Raw genomic sequence first — 24029 nt, forward strand, 5'->3', positions numbered from 1 at the left:
ACGACTATGGCAAAAAAAGCCTTCACCCTCATCGAACTCCTCGTCGTCATCTCAATCATCGCCCTGCTCATTGGCATCCTCCTCCCCGCACTCAGCGCCGCACGAAACACCGCCCGAGACATCCAGTGCAAGTCACAACTCCGCCAGTTCGGACTGGCCTTCTTCGTCTACGCCGAAGACTTCGATGGACACCTCCCCACAACCTCATACGCCCCATCACCCACCGAACCAAACTGGTTGACCTACGGCAGCAACGCCCTCAGCAGCTACCAGAACGGCCCCGACGCTGGCTCCATCTTCCCCTACCTCGGCGAACAGGCAGATATGTACCGATGCCCCGCACTACCCGCAGGTGAACTCAACAAACCCGAGACAGGCAGCAACGGCAAGTTCGACTACAACGTCTTCTCCGCATGGAACGCCGTGCAACTCAGCCACCTCCCCTCGCAAACCGAAGTCCACGCCAACGGTGCCGCCACCACCAACCCCCTCAAAGTCATCACACCCATCCTCATCGAAGAAGACCCCTTCTTCTACCTCAACCGAACCTACTACGACGCGCAACACACCTACGCCGACCGCGTCGGCAACTGGCACAACGGCGACCAGGGCAACTTCTCCGCCTACGACGGCAGCGTCGCCTCCATCATCGAAGCTCGAGAACCCGACGGCTCTCAAATGCAAGCCTTCAGCTGGTTCGCCCAAACACCCAACGGCACCCTCCGATCCCTGGGCGATGCCTACCGCGTCATCGGCACAGACCGCCGCGACACCAGCTTCCTCCTCAACAGCATCGAATACCGCCCCAACCAGTGGGGACGCATGTAACCCCCACCCACAAATCCAGCCAAGAACCACCCAACCGCCCAACAAAGGGCGGTTTTTTAATCAGCTTCAACAAATAGACCACCGCCCTCAGACGACCGCAAGGTAACCTCTACAAGGAGACAGAAAGCACCTCGCTGCACATGCACACCCGGGAAGCCCTTCATGCCCTCAACCCTCCTCCCTCTAACCGCCCTCGCTCTCACCCGCCGACGCTGACCACCCCAGCCAACACCCCAAACACCACCAGCTTCATACAAGCTCTGCCACGATGGGAAACCTGAAGCTTTACTTCCGGGGGCAGCTCCGCCGTCGTCCGACCCTCGTGCCCCCCATCCTCGCCCAGCACAAACAACGGGTCATAACCAAAACCATTCACCCCGCGACCACGAAACGCCTCACCCCCCACACCCGAATCCGCCGCCTCCTCAGGCTGCAAAATCCGACCCTCCACCTCACCCCGTACCACCGCCAGACAACGACCCCGCAGATCCCCCGGAACCCCCTCCAATGACGTCAAGGAATTCGCAAGCTTCATCGTAGGGGGGGCGGCGACAACCATCGTGCACACAAACCGCGCCGCCCGACGAACCAACGGCACACCCTTGAGCTCCCTAAGCAACTTCCGATTGTTCGCCAGGTCCCGCTCACCCCGCGACATCCCCGCCCAAGCCTCCGGCCCAACCTCATCCATCGCATAAAACGCCGAGTCCACCCCCGGCCGCCCCTCCAGCTCATCCACCACCAACCCCGAATCATCCGCCACACAAACCATCCCCGTCGCCGCCGCATAACCAACCGCCTTCACCGCCGCGTTCCCCACAAACGTCCCCCGATCCTCCACCGGTTCCTCGATCCCCACCCCCACCTCCCTCAGCGACCGCAACGCTATTCCCTCCAAATGCCCGCCCAGCGCAGCCGCAATCTCGTCCACCTTATGCGGGTTCCCCGTCGCAATCAGAAGCTGACACACCGGCTCCGACATACCGACTACATATCCCACCAGTTCAGATCGATCTCCGGGAAGATCACGTCGTGCACGTCCGCCTCCTGAATCTCAAACTTCTCGACCTCCGTGAGCGCCCCCAGATACTTCGAGTCCGCCGCCACCTTCTCCGCGATATCCGCCAGACACTCAAACCGCGCCACATGCTGCATGAAACGCTTGATCCCGTAATCCACCGCCTGACCCCGCCGAATCACAAACGGCCAGTCCGACGCCTGCATCAGCAACAACTCACGACCCGCCTTCTCCAGCAGCTCCTTGACCTTCGGCTTGTCCTTCCACCCCAGCTGCGCCGTCAACCGACCAAACGTCGACTCACAACGATACTCAATGTCCCACATCCAGTTCACCGTCTCATTCGTCCACACCCGGTGATCACCCTCCTCACCCCACGAACCCTCAGGCAGCGCCGCCACCTTGTCCACCGGATGACGCTCCAAATACTCCTCCGACGTCACCACGTTGATCGACGGATCAGCATGAAGCGTCAACATCAGATCACGAATAAACCGCGGGCCCTCAAACCACCAGTGACCAAACAACTCCGCATCAAAACACGCCGTCACCAGCCCCGGCCGCCCACCCGTCCGATGCAGATGACCCGCCAGCCGATGCTTCAACTGATCCACAAAATGACTCACATGCTGATGAATCTTGTGTGGAATGTCATCCGGGTAATACAAATGCTTGTCACCCAGGTCCACCTTGTTCCCCGTCACCTTCCAGTAACGCAGACCACGCTTAGGCGACCACTTCTTGTGAAACTCCATGTACTCACCCGACGCCGGATACCCAATATCACCCGACCATACGGTCTCGCAGATAATCGGGTCCCGCGCAAACGCCGCCACCCGCGCCGGGCCCAAACCATCCGAGTTCACACCGTGAGGCTCGTGCACCGAGTTCCAACCACGGCCCGGATACTTCGCCGACTCATCCCATCCCACCTTCCACCAATCACCATCATTAAACACAAACTCCGACCGAGCCTGCTCGATCAGATGATGCTCCGTGTAAAAATGCGTGATCCCCTCGTCCGCCACCAGATGCTCAATCCCGATCCGACCATGCCGACGACCCCAGTTAATAGGCGGGTCCCAATCCCCACCCGGACGATACGCACACTCAGGCAGCCACATCCCCTTCGGCCGGAAACCCAGGACCCGCTCCGACGTCGCCAAACCCGCACGAATCTGCGCCCGAATACTCGAGTCCTCCAACAACAACGGCATATAACCATGCGTCGCATTCGACGTCAAAATCTCAATCAACCCCTCCTGCGCACACTTCGCATAAGCCTTCGGAATGTCCCGCCCAATCTCCTCAAATCGCTTGAGCAGCCCCCCGTAAAACTCCGCCCAGTACTCCGCCAGATACACCAGGTGACCATTGTCTATCTTCTCGAAATCCTTCTTGTCCTGACCCGCCTGCGCCACCCGATCCTCTAGGTAGTGCACAAAACCCTTCTTGAAATCCTCGTGCGCCAACTGCTCCAGCAGCACAGGCGTCAAACCCATCACCAGCCGCGGGCGAGCATTGAAAAACAGACACTCATCAATCACATTCAATAGCGGCAGATAAGTCTCAGCCGCCGCCTCGTACAACCAGTCCTCGCCGTGAGGCCAGGTCCCGTGACGAAGCACATAAGGAAGATGGCCATGAAGCACGAGACTAAACGATCCAAGAAAGTCGCTCATCCCCCTATCCTACTACCGATAGCCTCTCCATGACCCCACAACCCTACCCACACGCCCACACATGACCAACCACCCCGCTGAACACGTTAACCCCACCACCAACACCCCCGACTGGGCCGCCCAACGCATCCACTGGGTCGGCGTCGCCGGCTCCGGTATGTCCGGACTCGCCCGAATGGCACACGCCTTCGGCGCCTCATGCACCGGCACCGACCGCTCACCCTCCAAAACCGTCAACGACCTCATCGCCCACGGCATCTCCGTCTCACTCGACCAGACTGGCGACGCTCTGCCCGATAACACCACCCTCCTCGTCGCCTCAGCCGCTATCCCCGACAACCACCCCGAACTCCAACGCGCCCAACAACAAAACATCCCCATACTCCGTTACGCCCAGATGCTCGGCCGCATCATGAGCCAGCACACAGGCGTCGCCGTCGCCGGAACACACGGCAAATCCACCACCACCTCACTCCTATCACACATCCTCATCCACGCTCAACTCGACCCCTCACTCATCGTCGGCGCCAACTGCGCCCAAATAGGCGGAGGTTACCGCGTCGGATCCCCAAAACGAACCCCCGCAACAGACAACACCGACCCAGCTAGCCAAAAGATGCGGGGGGGGATACTCGTCGCCGAGGCCTGCGAATACGCACGATCCTTCCACCACCTCCACCCCACCCACGCCATCATCCTCAACATCGAAGCCGACCACCTCGATATCTACAACGGCATCGACGACATCATCAAAGCCTTCCACACCTTCGCCAGCCAGATCCACCCCGACGGCTCCCTCCTCGTCCAACACGAACTCCCCCAGCGCATGGACGTCGTCGCCGGACTCCCCTGCCACGTCGAAACCCTCGGCTTCGCACCCCAGGCCGACTGGCACCTCACCATCAACCAACGCACCACCACCCTCACCTCACGCCATGGCGACACCGCCTCCTACACCATGCCCCTCCCCGGCGAACACATGGCCTACAACGCCGCCGCCGCCGCCATCACCGCACACCGACTCGGCGCCCCCTGGAACACCATCACCCACGCCATCAACACCTTCCAGGGTCTCGACCGCCGCATGCAACGCATAGGCGTCATCCCCGCCAAAAATGACAACGAGGTGGGGGGGGGCGTCACCGTCATCGACGACTACGGACACCACCCCACTGAAATCGACACCACCCTCCGCGCCCTCCGCGACGCCTACCACCCCAAGCGACTCATCTGCGTCTTCCAACCCCACCAGCACTCCAGAACCCGCTTCCTCATGGAACAGTTCGCCGCCTCCTTCGCCGCCGCCGACCTCGTCATCGTCCCCGAAATCTTCTTCACCCGAGACTCCGAACTCGACCGACAACAGGTCCGTGCCGTCCACCTCGTCTCAAAACTCCGGCAACAAGGCGTCGCCGCCATGCACGTCGACCCCCTCGACGCCATCACCGAACAACTCAAACTCATCACCCAACCCGGCGACCTCGTCGTCACCATGGGCGCCGGAAACGTCAACCAAATCGCCCACCAACTCATCAACCCCTAATCCCACCCCCCACAACCAACACAAGCGCATCACCCCACAAAAAAACCGCGGGCCCAACGGCCCGCGGCTTCATGAACTCAGTATAAACGCATCAGTCAATCAACAGATCAGTACCACCAGGCACATAGGTATTGTTAGAACCCGCATAGACATGAGACAAACTACCGGACGGTTTACCCGTAATGGTCCACCGATTGTTCTGGTGAGTTCTCGCATCCGTAAGAAAACCCTCATACTCACCAGGCTCAAGACCGCTGGTTCCACCACCACGCTGGCCGCCACCCGAACCCGGATCACCATAAAGACCACGAAGATAATCAACAGTTGCTCGCGTAGATCCAGGATCAGAATCGTTCGCGCCGCTCAGGGATAGATAACCCGCATGACCATCCGCGTATACGATCGCAATGCTCCCATTATTCCGGGCATCTGGCATGGTCATCGGGCTAGGCGGTTGACTCATGTCCCAAACGAAAATATTCCCGCGACGCTCGGTTGGACTGCCAGCTGAGCCCAGCTCAACCACCGCCGTCGTGTAGGCAATCATGCCCGATGGGTTCCGTACATCGGTACTCCTGGGAGTATAGAAAGTATCGTTAACTTGATCAGCAGGCGCATATGCTGCAAAACCCGTCGCTCGCTGCATCGTCCCGATGTTCGAGGTGTTCATCGAGAAATGCGGGAACTGCCAGTTCAGTTTCCTGAAATCCTCTTCATCGCCCGATGGCGCTTCGATGATCGGCGCAATCTGCCCGATCTCTTCCAACAATGGGTCGGTGAACACCTCGGTTGTCCCCAAATACCCGCTCGATACCAGATTCGCTGTCCACCACTGACCCGCAGACGTCAGATCAGGATTTGTCGACGCCAACCCAGCTCCCCAGTTCCCCTGCCCAACGGAGTGATACGGCACATAGTGATCCCGGTTGTCCAGCGTGTACAACCAGATCGCCTGACCCAACGACCTCGCATTCGCCAACGCCCCCATCGCCCGCGCCGAGTTCCGCGCCGCCCCCAACGCCGGCAGCAGGATCCCAATCAGCAACGCAATGATCGAAATCACCACCAGCAACTCAATCAACGTAAACCCGCGCCCAACACGCTTCTTCAACATCACAACATCTCCAGGAATCAACATAGGGTTCGCTTCCCGACACAGCACACGCAACAGCCCGTCACGCACGCGAAAGAAAAAACTGATCGATTGGGCCGTCTTCCCGATCGGCGTAAAGTGAAACACAAGCCATCCATAATGCTACCCCCCATACTTCTGTAAGACAACACCCAACTCAGACCACATCACAGAAAAACCGCAAACCCACCAGACAAAAAACTCCCAACACCAAACCCCGCGTAGCTCACGAAGCAGAGCCCATTCACCAACCCAAGCACGAAACAAGCCATAGGCGCCAGCCTATGGGCCCATCCGCTCACGCCCCTTCCATCGCAGCAACCAACCCAAGCGAAAGCCAACCAAAATCGATCCGGGCAAGAGACAGCCACACCGCATCAACGATCTCTTGCCGCGTCTCAACTCACTGACCGTCAAAGTTACCCGTCGGAGCCCGATACTCACCAGGCAACGCCTCACCACTCAGCGTCCAACGATTCTTGTCGTGAAGTCGCGCATCCGTCAGATACCCGTCGTAGTTGCCGGGCTCAAAAGACGAAGTGCCTCCTCCACGCTGACCACCGCCAGCACCCGCCGGATAATAAAGGTCAACCTGAGACCCATCGGTCTCCGCAAGCTGCAGATACGAAGCGTGCCCATCCGTAAACACAATCGGCATACTCCCTCGATACCGAGGATCAGGAATACCGTTGCTCACATTCCGGGCGTAGTCCCAGCAGAACAACGAACCCTTCGTCGCCGTCTGCGCACCACCACCACCTCGCTGTCCCGTCGCAGTCGTCGACTCCTCCCTCGCCGGAATGAACCAGATCGTCTCCGTCGGCCTAAACGCATCCGAAGTCTTAGGCGTCGGCAACGGCTTGTCCGAATCCGCACCGTAATTCGTGAACTGCGTCACACGCTGAAACGTCCCAATGTTCGACGTGTTCATCGCAAAGTGCGGATACACCCAACTCACATCCTGGTAAGCATCGATGTCCCCCGTCGGAGCATCCAAGATGGGCGTGTTGTTGCCGTCTTCCTCAAACAGCGGGTCCGTAAACACATCACCACTGCCCAGATACCCAAGACGCACCAGCGTCGCCGTCCACCAAGTCCCCTCATCACTGTAAGTGGAAATGTTCGGCCACCCCCCAAAACCGTGCGACTGATAGCTGATGTAGTGATCACGATTATCAATCGTGTAGGTGTACACCGCCTGCCCCAGCGACCGCGCATTCGCCATCCCACCCAGCGCCCGCGCCGTCTCGCGCGCCGCCCCCAACGCCGGCAACAAGATCCCAATCAGCAACGCAATAATTGAAATCACCACCAGCAACTCAATCAGCGTAAACCCCGCCACCCCGCGACCCGCTCCACCACACTGCGCCATCCGCTTCACTCGATCCATCATCCGTCGCACTCCTGGTTCAGTCATTCTTCATCGCCACGCGGGCACCCGCGCCGCGACCTCAATCCAGCAATCTTACGCACGACCACAAGACCCGGCCCGTGCGCACCATCGATCGCGTTTGAGGCCATGAAAGACACGTTTGATTGACGACCACGGCATCCTAAGCCGGGTTCCCAACAGCAAGCCACCTGTAACTTACCCGCCCCCTTCTATAAGACAACCCAATCACCCCCACATTCTTATACTTTTCCCCCAATTAAGTGAAGCCCACCCACACGTTGTGGATGGGCTCCGGGGAGGGAGAGGACTTCATTTACCCCCCCCACCATCACCCCGCAACCAGCACCCCCCAAGGAACCCAAGACCAATGCGGGGGGGAGGGGGGGAGGGGGTCTGTCGCTGGATACGCGGGGTCCGAGAACACCCTGCGCACCCCAATCCCCCCAGATCGCTATTTTTTCGCGCCCCTCGCAAACGCTGCATCCGTAACGCCTTAAAGCCTAAGGCCGCGGATGAAAACTCGAAATCACCTCTTTGAGCCGACTCCGATCCACATGCGTGTAGACCTGCGTCGTGTTCAGGCTAGCGTGCCCCAACAGCTCCTGAACCACCCTCAGGTCCGCCCCACCCGCCAGCAGGTGCGTCGCAAACGCGTGCCGCAGCACATGCGGGTGAATCCGCCGTATCCCCGCCCGCGCCGCGTGACGCTTGACGATCTGCCACACCACAATCCGCGTGATCGGCTGCCCCGTCCGCGATAAGAACAGCCTGTTACTCGGCTTATCCTTCTTCTCCAGCTCCGGCCGCACCCCCTCCAGGTACGTGATCACGTGCTCCAGCGCCGCCCGAGCCACCGGCACGATCCGCTCCTTACGACCCTTACCCATCACCCGGACCACCCCCAACGCCCGGTTGAGCCCGTCAAGCTCCAGGTCCGCCAGCTCCGACGCCCTAAGCCCACACGCATAAAGCAGTTCCAGCAACGCCCGATCCCGCAACCCCAGCGGTTCCTCAGGCAACGGCGTCCTCAGCAGCTTGTCCACCACCTCAAACGATGGCGCATGCGGCAGCTTCCGACCCAGCTTTGGCTGCACCAACGCCTCCGCAGGGTCCACCTCAAACACACCCACCGAAACCAGATAACGCGTAAACACCCGGATCGTCGCCAAATGCCGCGCCAGACTCGTCGCCACCAAACCCCGCCGCGACAACGCCTGAACGTGCGCCCGAATCCGAGCATCCGACAAATCCGCCCACGACTTCGCCCCATCCTCCGCCATCCAAACCCACAAGTCCTTGAGATCACTCGCGTAAGCCGTGATCGTCAACGCCGCAAACCCGCACTCCACCTTGCAATACGCCAGAAAACCCCGTACCGGCCCATCAAACGCCGACACCGGCCGCCCGCCGCTAACCACCGACCTAGCCTGTGCTTCCGAGTTGTACGCGGCCGTGCTGATGTCGAGTTCCTTAGTCCGCCGGAGCTTGCTCATCCGTCGCCCCGCAACCCATCCCAGGGCTTTTCCGAGGGATATGTCCGGGTGGGGTGTCCGGGGGCTTCCTATCTATCGGGCAACCCACCGTCAACGGATCGCAAAACCCCCGCCACACCCCCCTGACCGACCTCCAGACCACAGTAAGTCCCTGATCCTCAACAACCTACACCGCTCGCCCACCGTCACGGCCACCTGCGCTTGCCGCTCAGCACGCGACCCTTACAATACCCGGCTCGCGCCACCACGCGACACGCCGGCATAGCTCAGTTGGTTAGAGCGAGGGATTCATAAGCCCTAGGTCGCTGGTTCGAATCCAGCTGCCGGCATTCAATCGATCTCAGCACCACAATTATTCTTGATTGATAGAATCTTCTTGCTAAACTGAGCGCATGACCAGCGAGAGACTCCTGCACCTGCATCAGGCTTCCCCGTTTCGCCATTTCATCATTCACCTGGCTGACCGACGCGCCCTGGGTGTCGATCACCCCGAGTTGCTGACCTACCAACGCAACAGCAGAACCGCAGTGGTTTACGCGTCGGACAGCAGTGCGCACACGATCGACCTGCTTCTTGTCACAGGCCTTGAAGTCCTTCTAGCCTAGTCGGAGTCTGTTGGGATGATTAACCAAATACGCAAGGCCTACCGCTCTGAACCCTTCAAGCCGTTGACCCTGCGAACGAAAAACGACCGGCGTTTCTTTATCCCCGACCGCTATCTGCTCGCCATAGCCCCCCTCCGGGCGAACCGTCGTCGTCCAGGCCGCCGGCGAAGCCTTCGACATCATCGACGTGGACACCATCGTGCAGATAGAAGTGCACGGACGTGATGATCAGGCCGCCTGAACGCTTGCCCTGACCCACAACCACCCCCGCTCACACACCTTTATTCCGACCCGACCGCAGCCCGCGCCAACACCCCATCAATCCGCCCCTTCACCTCATCCGTGATCTTCTCCACATCACCGATCGCCTTCAAGTTCTCAACCAGCTGCTCCGGCCGCGAAGCGCCCAGAATCGCCGTCGAAACATTCGGATTCGACAACACCCATGCAATCGCAAGACGCGGCAACGTGATCCCCAGATCGCCGGCAATCGGCACCAACGCCTTGACCTTCGCAAGCTGAGTCCCGCCATCCGAGAGCTTCATGTCCTTGAGCCACTCATAACCCTCAAGATCAAAACGCGAGCCCTTCGGCACACCATCGTTGTACTTGCCCGTCAACAAACCCGCCGCCAACGGCGAAAAGATCGTCGTGCCCAAACCAATATGCCGCGGGTCATACAACCCCTTGAACTCCTCCTCAAACGTGTCACGAACCAGCATGTTGTACTGCGGCTGGTCCATCGTCGGCGGGATCAGATAGTTCTGCGTCGCAAACGTATGCGCCTCAATAATCTCCGCCGCAGACCAGTTCGACGTCCCCCAATAAAGCACCTTCCCCTGCCGAACAAGGTTGTCCATCGCCAACACCGTCTCGCCCACAGGCGTCTCCGGGTCATACCGATGACAAAAGTACAGATCGAGATAATCACACCGCATCCGCTTGATCGCCGCCTCACAGCACTCCACCACATGCTTCCGCGACAACCCCGTCTGACACGGCCGCGGGTCACCCTCACGAACCGTCCCCCACCAAACCTTCGACGACACACAATAAGAGTCTCGCCGCCACCCCAGACGTGACAACGCCTCACCCATCAACTCCTCGGAACGACCCCGCTCATACCCCTCAGCGTTATCAAAAAAGTTCACCCCCGCGTCATACGCCGTCGCCATGAGCTTGTCCGCAGCGTCAGCCTCAACCTGCTTGCCAAACGTCACCCACGACCCAAACGACAACGCCGAAAGCTGAAGACCAGATTTTCCAAGGCGACGGTACTGCATGAGTTTTGTCCAGTAGATAAAGAGATTCGGCACACCCTGCCCGACAAGACAAGGCATCAAAGAGCCGACAGCAACAGGCTAGAGCTTAATCGACTCAATCGCCTTCGCCAGCTTCACATCAAACTCCGTCACCTGGTCGCCAGCGTCATGCGTCGAGAGACCGATGCTCACGTTGTTGTAGACATTAAACAACTCCGGATGATGCCCCTGCTGCTCAGCATGCAACGCAACCTGACTGATAAACCCAAAAGCCGCCTTGAAATCAGCCAGCTTCCACGTCTTGGTCAGCTTACTCCCATCAAGCGCCCAGCCGGGCAACTCCTTGAGAACAACTTCGAGATCAGCGGGTGTAAGCGGCGTGGGCATGAGATTCTCCTATGGGTTTACTCAACTGATACTAGAAGCGTCCGGCATCAAAACAAGGCGAGCTTCCCACTACTCCCACTCCGCCACCGAATCACCCACACCATTCGCCAGAAAACCCCCATCCACCACCACCGTGTGACCGTTCACAAACGAACCCGCCGGCGACGCCAGATACACCGCCGCCCCCGCGATCTCCTCAGCCCTGCCAAACCGAGCCATAGGCGTGTTCTCAATGATCCGCCGCCCACGATCCGTGCCCTCAATAGCCTTCCGATTGATGTCCGTCGGGATGAAACCCGGAGCAATCGCATTCGTCCGAATCCCGTGCGCCGCCCACTCCGTCGCAAGCTGACGCGTCAACCCCAGAATCGCCGCCTTCGCCGCCGCATACGACGTCACCTGCGTCAACCCCACGAAACTCGACACCGAGGCGATATGAATGATGCTCCCGTCGTGCTGCTCGTGGAAAATCGGCTGAGCCGCCTGAGCCAGCCGCAGGGCTCCCGTCACATGGATGTCGTACAGCTCGTTCATCGTCTCAGCGGTGAGATCAATCGTCGGCAGCTTCGCCAGCACACCCGCCGCATGGACCGTGATGTGCAGCCCCCCAAGAACATCAACCGCCTTCCGAACAGCACGATCAACCGATTCCTGCTTGGTGACATCCAGCACAACCCCCGCCACGGCCGGCTCGTCCGAATCCTTGATCTGGATCGCGCCGAGCTCCTGAACAGCCCGCTCAATGACATCAGAACGCCGCCCCCCAATCAGCACCTTGGCCCCGTGTGCAAGCATCGCACCAGCGATAGCCTTGCCGATGCCGGTGCCACCACCGGTGACAAGCGCAACTTTCCCGGAGAGGTCGAACAGGGAGGTCGAAACGGGCATGGCTGGTACTCCTTAAGAGTATCCAGCATAGCGGGCCGCGGGCTCAGCCGTAGCTGTAGTCAGTGGGTCGCCGGTAAGCCGACAGGTCCAGATCACGGAAGTACGCAATGGTCTTGCCAAGCCCCTCCCGCAGCGGAACCGTCGGCTCCCAGCCGAGCTTTTCCCTCGCCAACGTGATGTCCGGCTGACGCTGCGTCGGGTCGTCAGCTGGCAGCGGCTTATGGATGAGCTTGGACTTGGAACCGGTCAGCTCAAGCGTCAGCTCAGCAAGCTCACGAATCGTGAACTCAACCGGATTCCCAATGTTCACCGGACCAATAAACGAATCCGGTGCGTCCATCATCTTCAGGAAACCATTAATCAGATCATCGACATAGCAAAACGATCGCGTCTGCTCGCCATCGCCATACAACGTGATGTCCTCGCCACGCAGCGCCTGAATAATAAAGTTCGACACCACCCGCCCGTCATAAGGATGCATCCGCGGCCCGTAAGTATTGAATATACGCACAACACGAATATTGACCTTATTCGCCCGGTGGTAATCAAAAAACAGCGTCTCCGCCGCCCGCTTACCCTCGTCATAGCACGCCCGAGGCCCGATCGGGTTCACGTTCCCCCGATAAGACTCCGGCTGAGGATGAATATCCGGGTCGCCATAAACCTCAGAAGTCGACGCCTGAAACACCTTCGCACGACACCGCTTCGCCATCCCCAAAACATTGATCGCACCCATCACCGACACCTTCATCGTCTTGATCGGGTTGTACTGATAGTGGATCGGCGACGCAGGACAAGCAAGATTGTAAATCTCATCAACCTCAAGCCAGATCGGATGCGTCACGTCATGACGAATCAGCTCGAAGTTCGGATTCCCCAGCAGATGCTTCACGTTCAGCTTCTGGCTGGTGAAGAAGTTGTCAATGCAGATCACATCATGACCCGCCGCAACCAGACGGTCACACAGATGAGAGCCAAGAAAACCGGCACCGCCAGTGATCAGAATACGTTTGTGGGCTGGGGTCATAGATCTGTGGCCTCAAGAAGTATTCTAGACTCGGGGCGGGCTGCCGGGGTACCGGAATCTACGACGATACCGCTTGAGGATGGCACGCAGAACAGCAGCAGAAAAACTGTCCGATGGGCATCTTGAGACTCGGACCCTCTCGATCGAATCAGTCGTTGTCTCGTGTATCCCAGCAAGCATTGCACGGTAGTGACGATCGAAAAGTAAGTGGCGATAAGTCGTCATAAAGTGAATAGCGACCGGGACGTAACCGAGTCGAGCATGGCAGGGAAGACGTACTTGCCGCTGATCGAAATATGCTGACGAAGCTCGGGCGGCCAGAGCTGAGTAGGTGGTCTGTTCGAGAAACCATGGGTGATAGTCCGCGGCGAGTACATATTTAACAAACCAGTCAACGAAAGAAGGCTCATAGAAATCCTTTGTGACGTCGAAGAGCCCTGAGTTGATTCGGGGGACGAGTCTGATACCTCTAGGAGATGCCCACCCACGACGGTAAGCAGGAATACTGTAGTCATCATCCTCATCCTCCATGAAACGATTGGAGAACGAACAGTCTAAGCGCTTAACCACACCCTTAAAAGACCTCGTGAAGAGTATGTCGCTGTCAACAAACGTGAACCCTTCTGGGAAAAAGAAGGGGATGTCAGTCAGTTTATAAGCCAATGCCCCCTGCAATCGGTATGACCTGAGATGTGGCAGACCCCTCAGCGGGGTGCTCGTCCGGTCATCGGCTTCCTGTCGCGGAACGTATCGAAACTCCCCCAGCCCCTCCCGTAGCCTTTCAATATCCCCCGCCTCAAGAGAACCATCATCAAACACCCAAAGATGGTGAGGGTCCCGACAAAACTCCTTGAACGAACCTAAACACTCAAGAGCCATCGGCACATGCCGCTGACAGAGCAGGGTCGCGACAGGCGGAGCGTCTGGGTGGGTGGCTTGCGTCACGAGTGTCCAATGCTTCAGGCTAGGGTAAACGTAGCACCAGGCTCCACATCAAAAGACACAAGCTGCCCAGTCGCAAACTGCGTCGTCTTCTGCCGGGAGTCCGTCAGCGTGCACACCACAGCCGTCGCCGCCTTCACCGTGATCGTGTTCTTGGCCGGATCCCCCCCAATGATCCGCCCCTGAACCCGTCGCGGGCGACCAGCGACCGGCTCGATGTACCGCCCACCCGCCGGAACAACATCAACCCGTCGTGCACGAGCATGGATCGTCCCGGTCGTCCGACTGCCAGCCGAAGGGGGCTCACCCTCCAGCACAAGGGCCAGCCTGTAGTCCGTCCCGGTCAGCTTCAGCGTCAGAACACCGTCGTTGACGGCCTCAGCGGTGCCTGTGGTCTGGTCTTGATCGGCCAAGAGGGCTGCCTCCGTGTGCGCAGCGGCGCGGGGGTGAAGCACTTACGATAGCTTGGACTCCAGCCCTTGCCACTCGCCACATAGTCGAGAGGAGGCGGAGGGTGCAACAAAGCTCCTCGATGAGGTCGCCGCGTGGCCGTGGATAAAGAAATCAATAAGCAGTACTGCACCGACCGCATCCTCGTGGATTATGCGCACGTCGGCCTCTACGACGCCAAGAACCGCCAGACCTGGATTGCCAAAAAACGCTGGGGCATCGTCCCCGTCCGCGTCTCCCACGCCCGACTCCTCAAAGGCGGGACCCAGGACACCTCCACCGCCGAGAAAGACCGCTTCGTCTGCTACTGGTTCCACACCCCCAACACAGGCGAAGGCTACGTCCACGGATACCCCATCGAATGGGACGAAGGACACCTCCTCGTCCGACTCGACCCCAACTGGAACTTCCTCACCCGCGCCTTCATCCCCAACACCGACACCGCCAAAATCGAACGCAACCTCCGCGTCCAGCACGACTGGGGCCAACGCATCTTCGAGATGTACGCCGCCCGAAAACCCAAGTTCCCCCTGAGCTGGCACCTCGTCGGACCCAGAGCAGCCGACTCCATGTTCTACGTCGAACGCATCGAACCCGGCGGCAAACGATGACCCCCGCCTCCCCAGCCGATCGCGACATCGTGACCGAGCAACTCGGCCGCACACCACGTGGCGACTTCTCCATCGTCGCCCGACTCACCGACGGCACCCCCACCGTCATCATGACCTACCCCGCCGTCCGCGCCACAGACGGCTCACTCGAACCCTTCCCCACCCTCTACTGGCTCACCGAACCCACCCTCTGCGCCGAAGTCGGACGCCTCGAAAGCGACGGCTGGATCGCACGACTCGAAGCCGGCATCGCAGAAGACCAGACCCTCATCGACCGCCTCCGAGAAGACCACCAACGCTACCGCGACCGCCGCTGGTCCATGCTGACCGCCACCCACCGCGCCGAACTCCAAGCCTCCGGCCGCGCCACAGCCCTCCGCGAAACCGGCGTAGGCGGAATCACCTTCGCCACCCGAGGCGTCACCGGCCTCAAATGCCTACACCTCCACCTCGCCCACCACCTCGCCGAACTCAACACCACAAACCAACCAACCCTCGTCGGCGAACTTCTGACCGGCCTGTCCACACAGCTGCGCAACGTCGCAGACCAGGTCACTACAAGATGAAGTTTTGCTTGGGAATCTAGACGCAGCGAGGTAAGGTTAGTTCGTAATGACTCATGAGCCGGGCAGAAACACGCCCGGCGACAACGCGTGCTTGATTCTCGCTGGTAGACGCCAAAGGCCGGATCAAACTGTTCTTATTCATGCCCTCTGATACCGGCCCCGTCATCAACGGGGCCAGTCGGGCCGGGACGCGTAAGGCACCAGCGGGAGATTTCTGGACCTTCTTACCGAAGGAGTAGTGCCATGCGCGATTCATACCGTTCAGGCTTCACCGTCGTTGAGATAATCGTTTGGGCAATCATGATCTTGCTATTAGTAGCACTGATATTACCCACGTGTGGCAGAAGTTATCCAAACACAACGAGATTACAATCGAACGCCAAACTCCGCAGCATCCATCAGGCGATGGTCACCTTCGCCATGGGAAACAACGAACGCTACCCCGGCCTGGACGAGCAAGGCAGCATCATCCCGGGCGACGCCTCGATTTGGACGGTCAATGGTTCACCAGCATCAGGCGGACATCCGGCGACACGCCTCGCTCTGCTCGTACAAGGTGGGCAAATCTCACGCGAGCTCTTGATCAGCCCAGCAGATGCTCACACCACTTGGCCGGAGAATGACGAGACGCTCTCAAACATCACAACCGAGAACTACTCCTACGCCATGCTCCGCCTGCAACAGAACCAAGACGCAGGCGATGCCGCAGACCCCGAGAGCCTCAAAGATCAAGCCTTCGGGGACCTGCCCAACGAATGGCGCGACACCATCAACACCGAAGCCGCCGTTCTCAGCGACCGGAACCTGGGCCCGGACGCTGACGCGGGAGCCCACAGCCTGCATTCCAATGACGACAGCCAATGGCACGGCTCAGTCGGCTGGAATGATAACCATGTAACGTTCGAGAGCACGCATGTGCTCCCAACCAAGTGGACCAACGGCCAAGAGATGATCATCAACCAAACACCCATCGACAACCTCTTCTCCGACCACGAACAAGCCGCAGCCCCCGAAGTCGGTCTCGCAGCCCGCCCCTCCAACGGCCGCCTCGGCAACTCCGCCGTCGCCGCAAAAGCCCCCGCCGGAACACAAGGCCAGGCCGCCATGGTCCACGACGACCACTGGTCCTACATCAACCACGGCAACAACTAACCCCCCCCCCGCAACAAACCACGCCAACGAGCCCCTCCCGGAAGGGTGGGGGCCCCGAGGACCACAGACGACAAGTGACCAACCCTGGAACGGTGCCACGGGTCATGCCCGAAGGGATGACCCGTACCCGGCTACCAACAGCCGGGTGCCACACTTTGCCACCGCGCAGCGCAGACAAAGTGTGCCCAACCACCAACAAACCCACCGATCCAACGAGCCCCGGGCGCGAGCCCGGGGTGCCAACCCCCGTGCGCACACCAACGACCCGCGCGCACAAACCACCGCCGTTCCCATCGTTTCGCCGTCGTTTGAGACCGTTTCAAGTCATCTCACGGTCGAAAACCACCCGAAAACATCACCGCAGCGCCTCACCCAAACCGCCACCCCGACCCCCAAAACCCCTCCCACGCCCCGCCACAAGGGCCCACACCCCCAACCCACCCCAAAACCCACGCCGCTCATGCGCACAACCCCCATGCGCACACTCCGCTAACGCCCGCCGCCCCCCAGCACCAGACGCATCGCCTCAGACTCCGTCTGCAACAGCTCCCGCGCATACGCCGTCAGCAGCCGCGTCGCCCGCCGGAGCGTCTCCACCTCACTCCCATCAGCCACCCCCCCATCCCGATGCAAAGCCTGCAGCAGCCCCAGCGTCCCCGGCCGAACCCGCCACGGACCCTCCCGCCTCGCCGTCGTGAACCCCCCCGCCATCGGATCAAACCACACCGCCGACCGCCCCGGCAACTCCGCGTTCGTGTGCACATCCGCATCCGTCCGCGGCTGATAGCCCGCCTCCGTCAAAAGCGTCCACAGATAAACCAGCAGCACCCCCGAAACGCGCTCCGGCGCCGCCAGCTCTCGCAGGCACCCCGCCAACGCATCAAACAGCACCGGGTGCGGATCGTGATCCTCAAAAAACCGTGGCGTCAGGTCCGCCGCCACCAGCGCCGCCCGCTGAGCCGGCAGGTGCGTGCGCAGGTGCCGATGGTCATCCTGCAGGTCCCACTCCGTCAGCGTCGCCAGGTCCGAGGAAGCCCGCGTCGTCGCCACGATCTGCCCATACGTCAGCAACTCAATACCACCCGAATACCGCGCAATCGCCGAAGGCGATAGCCGCTTCGACCCCTTCGCAAGCCCGCGCAGCCGACCCTGGCTGGCCGTAAACAGCGTCACAAGCTGACTGGTCTCGGACCAGTCAGTCGAGCGGAGAACAATGGCCTGATCGATCAATCGCGCCATGACCAGATGGTAAGGACAAAGCCCAACCCACAGAGCCGACCAACCAAGAAACCTCGTGATTAGTCGCGCGGCAACGGGAGCATCGTCAGCCCATACCCGATATAGCGCAGATGCATCGCGTGATCCGAGCCGTCAGTCCGCGGGGAGCCGAAGACCTCGAACCTACCCTTCCCCGCCCGCGAACTGAACGTCAGCTTCTCCCCGATCGGCATGTTCGTCGTGTACCGGCTCAGCCCCAGCTGATTCACAATGTAGTCCGCAGTCTCCGCCGTCGAGGCATACCCAGGCGGGTCATAACTGTTGTGCGTCAGAATAAACCACTTACGACCCTCAGCCGCTTCCCGCGCAAACCGCGTGAAATCCACCATATTCACCGGGCTCACGACCTTGTCGGCGACGTCCCCGTCGTACCCCGCGTAGATCGTGTCGGCCATCACCAGGTGGTCGATCGCCTCGAAAGCCGCCGGGTCCTTCAGAATCTCACGCACCGCGCCAAACCCTGCGGAAAACGACGTGACCGTCAGCGAAGTCATCGGCGCATCATCCCTGACCTCCGGCCGGGCCCGAGTCTGCTCCAGAGCCGACTTGATGAGGTTGAAAAACAGCTCGGGGTCCTCCACGATCGGCACCCGGTACTTCGACGAGAGCCCGCCCGGAGAAAAATGGATCAGGATCGCGCGGGTGCTAGTCCGGTCCATCTCCTCCACGACTATGTTCAGACCGAGATGAAAATGGAAGATGACGCTGAGTTCTTCCGGCTGATCATCGAGCAAGGCGTAAGGAATGTGCATCTTGGCGTCCGGATGAGGAAGGGCAAGAACGACACCCAGACGGTCGGCGGCGGAGATAGGCTTCGGGGGGACGGGAGGCAACGGAGGTGCAGGGGTGGCAGAGGGTGCCGCGACCTGGGGTTGTGTGGTGGGTTCAAGAACCGCTGGCGCGGGTTCCGTCGCAGCATTGGGAACGGCGGCAGGAGAAGCGATGGGGGCGGGCTCGGGGGCTGGCACCGCGACAACCGGCGGAGCACCATCGGCCGCGGTGGGCCGGGGGGCCAGATCGGCACTGCAGGCGGTCAGAAGCAGGCCGAGAAACAGCACAGTCAAGCGTGAGGTGTTCATGTGAAGAAGCGTAACGCGCCTGGCTCAAACGCAACACGCTGGAGTTACCCCGGCAGTTGATCGAGTTGCTGATGGACGGTCGCGTGCTCGGCCTCGGCGGCGGTGAGCTGGTCGCGGGTCTCCTGGACCAGCTTGTCGGGGGCGTTGTTGACGTACTTGTCGTTGGACAGCCGCCCCTTGAGGTTCTTGAGCTGGCCATCGAGTTCGCCGAGGCGCTTGGTCAGGCGGGTGCGCTCGGTGGCAACGTCGAGGACGCCATGGACGTAGATCTCGACGCCCGAGGCGACGGCGGAGGCCGCATCCGCGGGGCGCTCGCACTCGTTGGCGATGGTGTCTTTGGTGCAGTTGGCCAGCCCGAGGATCAGGGCTTCATGCTTCTGGAGCGTGGCGAGGTGGCCGCCCCCGGCTTTGAGCGACAGCGTCGTGGACTGCCGGGGAGGCACCTTGTTGGCGGTGCGCACCTCGCGGACCCCGCCCACCACCGAGCGGATGAGCTCGAAGGTCGTCTCCGCTTCCTCATCCACGAGGCCCGGCGCGAGGCGGGGCCACTTCGCCTTGGCCAGCAGGTCACCCGGCGGCAGCTCGACGCCCGCGCCCGGGAGGGACCGGTCGGGGATCACGGCGTTGAAGGCCTCGAAGAGCCGCTCGGTGATGAACGGCATCGTGGGATGGAGCAGGCGCAACGCCGAGTCGAAGCAGGCGGCGAGGACGCGTTGCTGCGTGGGGTTGTCCCGGACGGTGGGCTTGATGGCCTCGATGTACCAGTCGCACAGGTCCCGCCAGACCAGGTCATAGAGGCCGTTGGCGTAGGCGGCGAACTCGTAGGCGTTGAGCTGACTGGTCGCCTGTTGGGTCGCGCGAGCGAAGCGGGAAAGGATCCAGCGATCGGCCAGCGAGAACTCGCCGAGTTCGGCGGAAGCATCAAGATCCTTGAGGTACCCCAGCGCGAAGCGGGAGGCATTCCAGAGTTTGTTGGCGAAGCGTTGGCCGGCGTCGAACTTCTCGGAGGTGTTGCGGGCCAGGGGCTTGTCGGGGGTGGGGGTCGCTTTGCCGGAGGCGACGCCGTAGGACGAGACGATCTTCTTCGACGGGTCGGCGGGGGATTCCTGCTCGGGCGCGGCGACCTTGACCCCGCCCGCGCCCCCCCCACTCGCGGTGATGAACTTCGGCGTGAAGGTCTGCCCGGAGTGCGGGTCGATCATGTCGACGGGCATGCGGACGTCCTGGGTCTGGGTGGTCATGGAGGTGAGGGTGAAGCGCATGGCGTCGGAGCCGTGGGAGTGGATGATGTCCATCGGGTCAACACCGTTGCCCAGGGACTTGGACATCTTCTGGCCATGGCCGTCTTGGATCATGGCGTGGATGAACACGTCGCGGAACGGCAGGCGGCCGAGGAAGTAGAGGTTGAACATGACCATGCGCGAGACCCAGAGGGTGATGATCTCGCGCGCGGTGCAGAGGACGGAGGTGGGGTTGTAGCGGTCGAGGAGTCCCGCGGTGTCACCCTCGGGCTGCGGCCAGCCCATGGTAGAGAGAGGCCAGAGGGCGGAGGAGAACCAGGTGTCAAGGACGTCGGGGTCGCGTTCGAAGCCTGCGGCTTCGAAACCAACCATCTCTTCGTCCGAGAGTGAACAGATGTAGATGGTGTATTCGCCTTCAGTCTCCTTGACCACCGGCATCAGCTCGGTCTTGGGATTAACAAGCTGCCCATCTACTGTGCGGAGAAAGACCACATGAGCACTCGACCATCCACCCTCGATGATGTCATCTAGGCCAGTCTTACCCGCTAGGTGCTCGACCCAGTTGTCCTCGGTAAGCATCACGCGATTTGACCAGACCGGGATCCGATGCCCCCACCAGAGTTGTCGGGAGATGCACCAGTCGCGGATGTTCTCGTGCCAGGTCTGGAAGGTCTTGGCGTAGCGTGGCGGGTGGAAAGTGAGGCCGGTGGCTTGATCCGTGCGCTCGAAGCCGAGCTGCTCGAGCAGCTCGTTGAGTTCGTTGATTTCGAGCTTGTCCTCCCAGCCCTGGTTGACGCGGACGATGAGATCTTCACCTTCGGCGGTGATGGTGTAGGCATCATGGGGGTAGTTTTGGAGGCCGGTTTCCAAAGCGTCCGCGTCACCGGTGGTCTTGCGCCAAGTACCGGCGATCGGTAACTTGAAAGGATGGTCGTAGGACCAGACAGCGCCTTCGGAGTCGGCCCGCTGGGTCTCGGTCATGGCGCGCAGGGCGGCCCCGGCGAGGCGGTCGTCGGCGACCTTCACGTACCACTGGTCGGAGAGATAGGGCTCGACAGGGACGTGGCTGCGGTAGCTGTGGCCGACGGCGTGCTTGTAGGGCTTCTCGTCCGCCATGAGGTCGTGGTCGCGGAAGTACCGGATGACGGCCTTGCGGGCGTCTTCGCGGGACAGGCCGAGCAAAGAATCGAGCGCCTCACGATCGGCGTCGTCCTGATACTGATCCCAGTCGAGCCAGCCGTTTTTCTCGGTGATCGAGGCGTCGTCCGCCATGATGTTGATGACGGGCAGGCCGTGCCGCTGGCCGATCTCGTAGTCGTTGGGGTCGTGGGCGGGGGTGACCTTGAGGAAGCCCGAGGCGTACTGGGCCTTGGCGTCGGACGACTCGGGGTCGGGGATGACGACGTAGTCGTCGGCGATGATGGGGATAATGCGGCCGACGATGGGCAGCCGGACCTTCTTGCCGACGAGGGCGGCGCGGGGTGGGTCGTTGGGGTTCACGGCGACGGCGGTGTCGCCGAGCATGGTCTCTGGTCGTGTGGTGGCGACGGTGGCGAAGTCGCCGGTGTCATTGCCGGCGTCGTCGATGATGGGGTACTTGAGGTACCAGAAGTGGCCGTCCACATCCTGCATCTCGACCTCGTCGTCGGCGAGGGCGGTCTGGGAGACGGGGTCCCAGTTGACCAGGCGTTTGCCGCGGTAGATCAGGCCGTCTTTGAAGAGCTGGAAGAAGGCCTCGCGGACGGCGCGGGCGCAGGTGGGGTCCATGGTGAACCGCTGGCGGTCCCAGTCGCAGGAGCAGCCCATCTCGCGGAGCTGGTCGGTGATGCGCTGCTCGTAGTCGTCCTTCCAGGCCTGGACTTTTTCGATGAAGGCGTCTCGCCCCCCCCCGCTTTGGGCTTCGAGGATCTTGAAATCCTTCAGGGAGGGCTCGCCGGCCTGCTGGAGTCGTTTATCGACGACGGTCTGGGTGGCGATGCCGGCGTGGTCGGTGCCGGGCATCCATAGGGTGTTGAAGCCGCGCATGCGGTGGAAGCGGATGAGCACGTCCTGGAGGGTGTTGTTTAGGGCGTGGCCGAGGTGGAGGGCGGCGGTGACGTTGGGCGGCGGGATGACGATGGCGTAGGGGTCGCCGGGATCGGACGGCTCGGCGTGGCCGGTGCGGGCCTCGAGCCATCGGGCGGTAATGGCCTGTTCGACATCGGCGGGGTTGTACGCGGGCGGGAGGTCGGTCGTGGTGTTCTGAGGCGCGGGGGTGGGAGTGGTCATGGGGTGGTCCGTTGAGGGGAGCGCGGCCCGGGTGAGGGCTGGGGACTGTTTCTGGATGGTTTGAGGGTACAGCGTGATGCTGCGGGGGGGAGGAGGGTGGGGGTCGACCCCTCAGCTAACGGCGACGCTGATGGTGAGACGGGTGGGCTGCATGGCGAGAGTTTAGCAGGCGTGGAGAGGCGTGATCTCCGGTAGAGTCTATTGACTCGCTTCATCCCTACAGGAGGATGCTGTTTATGGCTTCGTACCCGTGGTATCTGATGATAATTCTGCCCTATACACGGCGCGAGCTACCTGGCTGGGGGCGTTTGGCAGGGTGGCTGGGTGTTCTGGGCAATCAGTGCGATTATCGTTGGACGGGTGCTCCGACACGCACGATCCGGAGTACATGGCACGGCTATCGCATGCGGCTTGATCTTCGGAACTGGAGCGACCGCCATACTTATTTTCTTGGGCGGTACTTTGATGCGGAGACGCAACTTACACTCAAAAGGCTGCTGAACCCCGGTGATGTTCTGATGGATGTCGGCGCGAACATCGGCATGATGACACTTCTTGGGGCCGATCTGGTTGGTAGTGAGGGTCGAGTTCTGAGTTTTGAGCCGAATCCAGAGAGCGCGGGACATGTCCGTTTTCATCTGGAGTTGAACGGGATCGATCATGTGAGGCTTTATGCTTGTGCACTGGGTTCACAGGAAGCCGTGATGAGGCTTCATGTCTCCGAGGGTTACAGTGGTTCAGCAACACTGGCTGATGTAGCCAATCGGCAAGGTGAACGTTTTTCGAGGGAAGTGGACGTGCCCGTACGGCGGGGTGATGATGTGCTTCGAGAGGCAGGGCTACGTGCAAGCGTCGTCAAAATCGACGCAGAAGGATTCGAGCCCTATGTGCTGGAGGGACTCGAAAGGACACTCGAGCAAGATCGGCCTGCTGTGCTGATGGAGTGTGTGGATCGCTTGCTGAAGCCGGTGGGTTCGAGCCGTTCTCTGCTGGCTAAACAGATGGAGACGATGGGTTATCGTGGTTACGACATCCGGATAGAGCGTCGCACCCGTCTGAGTTTTCTCCCTTTTGACCCTGCGTCAGAATCAAGCTCGGAGGCGGTTTGGCTTCACCGAGAGGACAACCGGAACAGCCTGCTTCATGGTGGTTAGAGAGGTCTTGCCGTGTGCGTGGGTATGCTG

The 24029-nt window shown here is 60.6% G+C and carries 20 protein-coding genes and 1 tRNA gene; 8 read left to right on the top strand and 13 right to left on the bottom strand.

All coding sequences use genetic code 11. The features are described 5' to 3' along the window. Window positions 1-6 precede the first annotated feature (6 nt). Window positions 7-828: a DUF1559 domain-containing protein gene (locus RIG82_06565; protein ID MEQ9460595.1), complete on the top strand. Its 822-nt coding sequence runs from the start codon at window positions 7-9 to the stop codon at window positions 826-828. Between the two features lie 199 nt (window positions 829-1027). Here RIG82_06565 and RIG82_06570 read toward each other — a convergent pair whose 3' ends face one another. Both RIG82_06570 and RIG82_06575 read right to left on the bottom strand, forming a co-directional pair. Continuing rightward, on the bottom strand, window positions 1028-1810 hold the full coding sequence (locus RIG82_06570) for a non-canonical purine NTP pyrophosphatase (GenBank protein MEQ9460596.1): 783 nt from the start codon (window positions 1808-1810) through the stop codon (window positions 1028-1030). Between the two features lie 5 nt (window positions 1811-1815). Beyond that, complete coding sequence (locus tag RIG82_06575; GenBank protein MEQ9460597.1) at window positions 1816-3528, bottom strand: DUF1957 domain-containing protein; 1713 nt, start codon at window positions 3526-3528, stop codon at window positions 1816-1818. Between the two features lie 61 nt (window positions 3529-3589). Here RIG82_06575 and murC point away from each other — a divergent pair, with 61 nt between their 5' ends. Further along, a complete protein-coding gene (gene murC, locus RIG82_06580; protein ID MEQ9460598.1) occupies window positions 3590-5071 on the top strand; it encodes a UDP-N-acetylmuramate--L-alanine ligase in 1482 nt (493 codons plus the stop codon). 91 nt (window positions 5072-5162) lie between these two features. Here murC and RIG82_06585 read toward each other — a convergent pair whose 3' ends face one another. The 3 genes from RIG82_06585 to RIG82_06595 all read right to left on the bottom strand — a co-directional run bounded on the left by RIG82_06585 (window position 5163) and on the right by RIG82_06595 (window position 9089). Further along, window positions 5163-6185, bottom strand: coding sequence for a prepilin-type N-terminal cleavage/methylation domain-containing protein (locus tag RIG82_06585; protein MEQ9460599.1), 1023 nt, complete (start codon window positions 6183-6185; stop codon window positions 5163-5165). A 421-nt stretch (window positions 6186-6606) separates the two neighbouring features. Next, window positions 6607-7596 (bottom strand): prepilin-type N-terminal cleavage/methylation domain-containing protein, encoded by a 990-nt coding sequence (locus RIG82_06590; protein ID MEQ9460600.1) that lies wholly within the window; start codon window positions 7594-7596, stop codon window positions 6607-6609. A 500-nt stretch (window positions 7597-8096) separates the two neighbouring features. After that, complete coding sequence (locus RIG82_06595; protein MEQ9460601.1) at window positions 8097-9089, bottom strand: site-specific tyrosine recombinase; 993 nt, start codon at window positions 9087-9089, stop codon at window positions 8097-8099. 255 nt (window positions 9090-9344) lie between these two features. Here RIG82_06595 and RIG82_06600 point away from each other — a divergent pair. Beyond that, window positions 9345-9418: transfer RNA gene (locus RIG82_06600), tRNA-Met, on the top strand. 63 nt (window positions 9419-9481) lie between these two features. After that, window positions 9482-9694, top strand: a complete 213-nt coding sequence (locus RIG82_06605; protein ID MEQ9460602.1) for a hypothetical protein — start codon at window positions 9482-9484, stop codon at window positions 9692-9694. Window positions 9695-9975: 281 nt separating this feature from the next. On the opposite strand, the gene RIG82_06610 is transcribed toward RIG82_06605, so the two are convergent. From RIG82_06610 to RIG82_06630, 5 genes are all read right to left on the bottom strand, one after another. Continuing rightward, a complete protein-coding gene (locus RIG82_06610) occupies window positions 9976-10977 on the bottom strand; it encodes an aldo/keto reductase (GenBank protein MEQ9460603.1) in 1002 nt (333 codons plus the stop codon). 78 nt (window positions 10978-11055) lie between these two features. After that, a complete protein-coding gene (locus RIG82_06615) occupies window positions 11056-11343 on the bottom strand; it encodes a 4a-hydroxytetrahydrobiopterin dehydratase (GenBank protein ID MEQ9460604.1) in 288 nt (95 codons plus the stop codon). 69 nt (window positions 11344-11412) lie between these two features. Further along, window positions 11413-12231, bottom strand: a complete 819-nt coding sequence (locus RIG82_06620) for an SDR family oxidoreductase (GenBank protein ID MEQ9460605.1) — start codon at window positions 12229-12231, stop codon at window positions 11413-11415. A 43-nt stretch (window positions 12232-12274) separates the two neighbouring features. After that, the gene (locus tag RIG82_06625; GenBank protein ID MEQ9460606.1) at window positions 12275-13258 is read right to left on the bottom strand and encodes an SDR family oxidoreductase; all 984 of its coding nucleotides are present in this window, start codon (window positions 13256-13258) and stop codon (window positions 12275-12277) included. 959 nt (window positions 13259-14217) lie between these two features. Beyond that, complete coding sequence (locus RIG82_06630; GenBank protein MEQ9460607.1) at window positions 14218-14613, bottom strand: hypothetical protein; 396 nt, start codon at window positions 14611-14613, stop codon at window positions 14218-14220. 132 nt (window positions 14614-14745) lie between these two features. Between RIG82_06630 and RIG82_06635 the strand changes: the two genes are divergently transcribed. The 3 genes from RIG82_06635 to RIG82_06645 all read left to right on the top strand — a co-directional run bounded on the left by RIG82_06635 (window position 14746) and on the right by RIG82_06645 (window position 16979). Then, window positions 14746-15261 (top strand): hypothetical protein, encoded by a 516-nt coding sequence (locus RIG82_06635; protein MEQ9460608.1) that lies wholly within the window; start codon window positions 14746-14748, stop codon window positions 15259-15261. Beyond that, window positions 15258-15827, top strand: a complete 570-nt coding sequence (locus RIG82_06640; protein ID MEQ9460609.1) for a DUF501 domain-containing protein — start codon at window positions 15258-15260, stop codon at window positions 15825-15827. Before RIG82_06635 ends, RIG82_06640 begins: the two co-directional genes overlap by 4 nt. 405 nt (window positions 15828-16232) lie before the next feature. Continuing rightward, window positions 16233-16979, top strand: a complete 747-nt coding sequence (locus RIG82_06645; GenBank protein MEQ9460610.1) for a hypothetical protein — start codon at window positions 16233-16235, stop codon at window positions 16977-16979. 489 nt (window positions 16980-17468) lie between these two features. Here RIG82_06645 and recO read toward each other — a convergent pair whose 3' ends face one another. The 3 genes from recO to RIG82_06660 are packed head-to-tail and all read right to left on the bottom strand — an operon-like array spanning window position 17469 to window position 22845. Next, window positions 17469-18218 carry a DNA repair protein RecO gene (gene recO, locus RIG82_06650; protein MEQ9460611.1) on the bottom strand — a complete coding sequence of 250 codons (750 nt, stop codon included), beginning with the start codon at window positions 18216-18218 and terminating at the stop codon, window positions 17469-17471. Between the two features lie 59 nt (window positions 18219-18277). After that, window positions 18278-19336 (bottom strand): hypothetical protein, encoded by a 1059-nt coding sequence (locus RIG82_06655; protein MEQ9460612.1) that lies wholly within the window; start codon window positions 19334-19336, stop codon window positions 18278-18280. Between the two features lie 44 nt (window positions 19337-19380). Further along, entirely contained in the window at window positions 19381-22845 is a 3465-nt protein-coding gene (locus RIG82_06660; GenBank protein ID MEQ9460613.1) for a valine--tRNA ligase, read from the bottom strand. A 227-nt stretch (window positions 22846-23072) separates the two neighbouring features. Here RIG82_06660 and RIG82_06665 point away from each other — a divergent pair, with 227 nt between their 5' ends. Continuing rightward, window positions 23073-23999, top strand: coding sequence for an FkbM family methyltransferase (locus RIG82_06665; protein ID MEQ9460614.1), 927 nt, complete (start codon window positions 23073-23075; stop codon window positions 23997-23999). Window positions 24000-24029 lie beyond the last annotated feature (30 nt).

The sequence above is a fragment of the Phycisphaeraceae bacterium genome (assembly GCA_040222855.1).
Taxonomy (GTDB): domain Bacteria; phylum Planctomycetota; class Phycisphaerae; order Phycisphaerales; family Phycisphaeraceae; genus Mucisphaera.

What these genes read in the sequence shown, in the direction of transcription:
- RIG82_06565 (MEQ9460595.1), top strand. Translation starts at nt 7, where the DNA reads ATGGCAAAAAAAGCCTTCACCCTCATCGAACTCCTCGTCGTCATCTCA.
- RIG82_06570 (MEQ9460596.1), bottom strand. Translation starts at nt 1,810, where the DNA reads ATGTCGGAGCCGGTGTGTCAGCTTCTGATTGCGACGGGGAACCCGCAT.
- RIG82_06575 (MEQ9460597.1), bottom strand. Translation starts at nt 3,528, where the DNA reads ATGAGCGACTTTCTTGGATCGTTTAGTCTCGTGCTTCATGGCCATCTT.
- murC (MEQ9460598.1), top strand. Translation starts at nt 3,590, where the DNA reads ATGACCAACCACCCCGCTGAACACGTTAACCCCACCACCAACACCCCC.
- RIG82_06585 (MEQ9460599.1), bottom strand. Translation starts at nt 6,185, where the DNA reads ATGTTGAAGAAGCGTGTTGGGCGCGGGTTTACGTTGATTGAGTTGCTG.
- RIG82_06590 (MEQ9460600.1), bottom strand. Translation starts at nt 7,596, where the DNA reads ATGATGGATCGAGTGAAGCGGATGGCGCAGTGTGGTGGAGCGGGTCGC.
- RIG82_06595 (MEQ9460601.1), bottom strand. Translation starts at nt 9,089, where the DNA reads ATGAGCAAGCTCCGGCGGACTAAGGAACTCGACATCAGCACGGCCGCG.
- RIG82_06605 (MEQ9460602.1), top strand. Translation starts at nt 9,482, where the DNA reads ATGACCAGCGAGAGACTCCTGCACCTGCATCAGGCTTCCCCGTTTCGC.
- RIG82_06610 (MEQ9460603.1), bottom strand. Translation starts at nt 10,977, where the DNA reads ATGCAGTACCGTCGCCTTGGAAAATCTGGTCTTCAGCTTTCGGCGTTG.
- RIG82_06615 (MEQ9460604.1), bottom strand. Translation starts at nt 11,343, where the DNA reads ATGCCCACGCCGCTTACACCCGCTGATCTCGAAGTTGTTCTCAAGGAG.
- RIG82_06620 (MEQ9460605.1), bottom strand. Translation starts at nt 12,231, where the DNA reads ATGCCCGTTTCGACCTCCCTGTTCGACCTCTCCGGGAAAGTTGCGCTT.
- RIG82_06625 (MEQ9460606.1), bottom strand. Translation starts at nt 13,258, where the DNA reads ATGACCCCAGCCCACAAACGTATTCTGATCACTGGCGGTGCCGGTTTT.
- RIG82_06640 (MEQ9460609.1), top strand. Translation starts at nt 15,258, where the DNA reads ATGACCCCCGCCTCCCCAGCCGATCGCGACATCGTGACCGAGCAACTC.
- RIG82_06645 (MEQ9460610.1), top strand. Translation starts at nt 16,233, where the DNA reads ATGGTCACCTTCGCCATGGGAAACAACGAACGCTACCCCGGCCTGGAC.
- recO (MEQ9460611.1), bottom strand. Translation starts at nt 18,218, where the DNA reads ATGGCGCGATTGATCGATCAGGCCATTGTTCTCCGCTCGACTGACTGG.
- RIG82_06655 (MEQ9460612.1), bottom strand. Translation starts at nt 19,336, where the DNA reads ATGAACACCTCACGCTTGACTGTGCTGTTTCTCGGCCTGCTTCTGACC.
- RIG82_06660 (MEQ9460613.1), bottom strand. Translation starts at nt 22,845, where the DNA reads ATGACCACTCCCACCCCCGCGCCTCAGAACACCACGACCGACCTCCCG.
- RIG82_06665 (MEQ9460614.1), top strand. Translation starts at nt 23,073, where the DNA reads ATGCTGTTTATGGCTTCGTACCCGTGGTATCTGATGATAATTCTGCCC.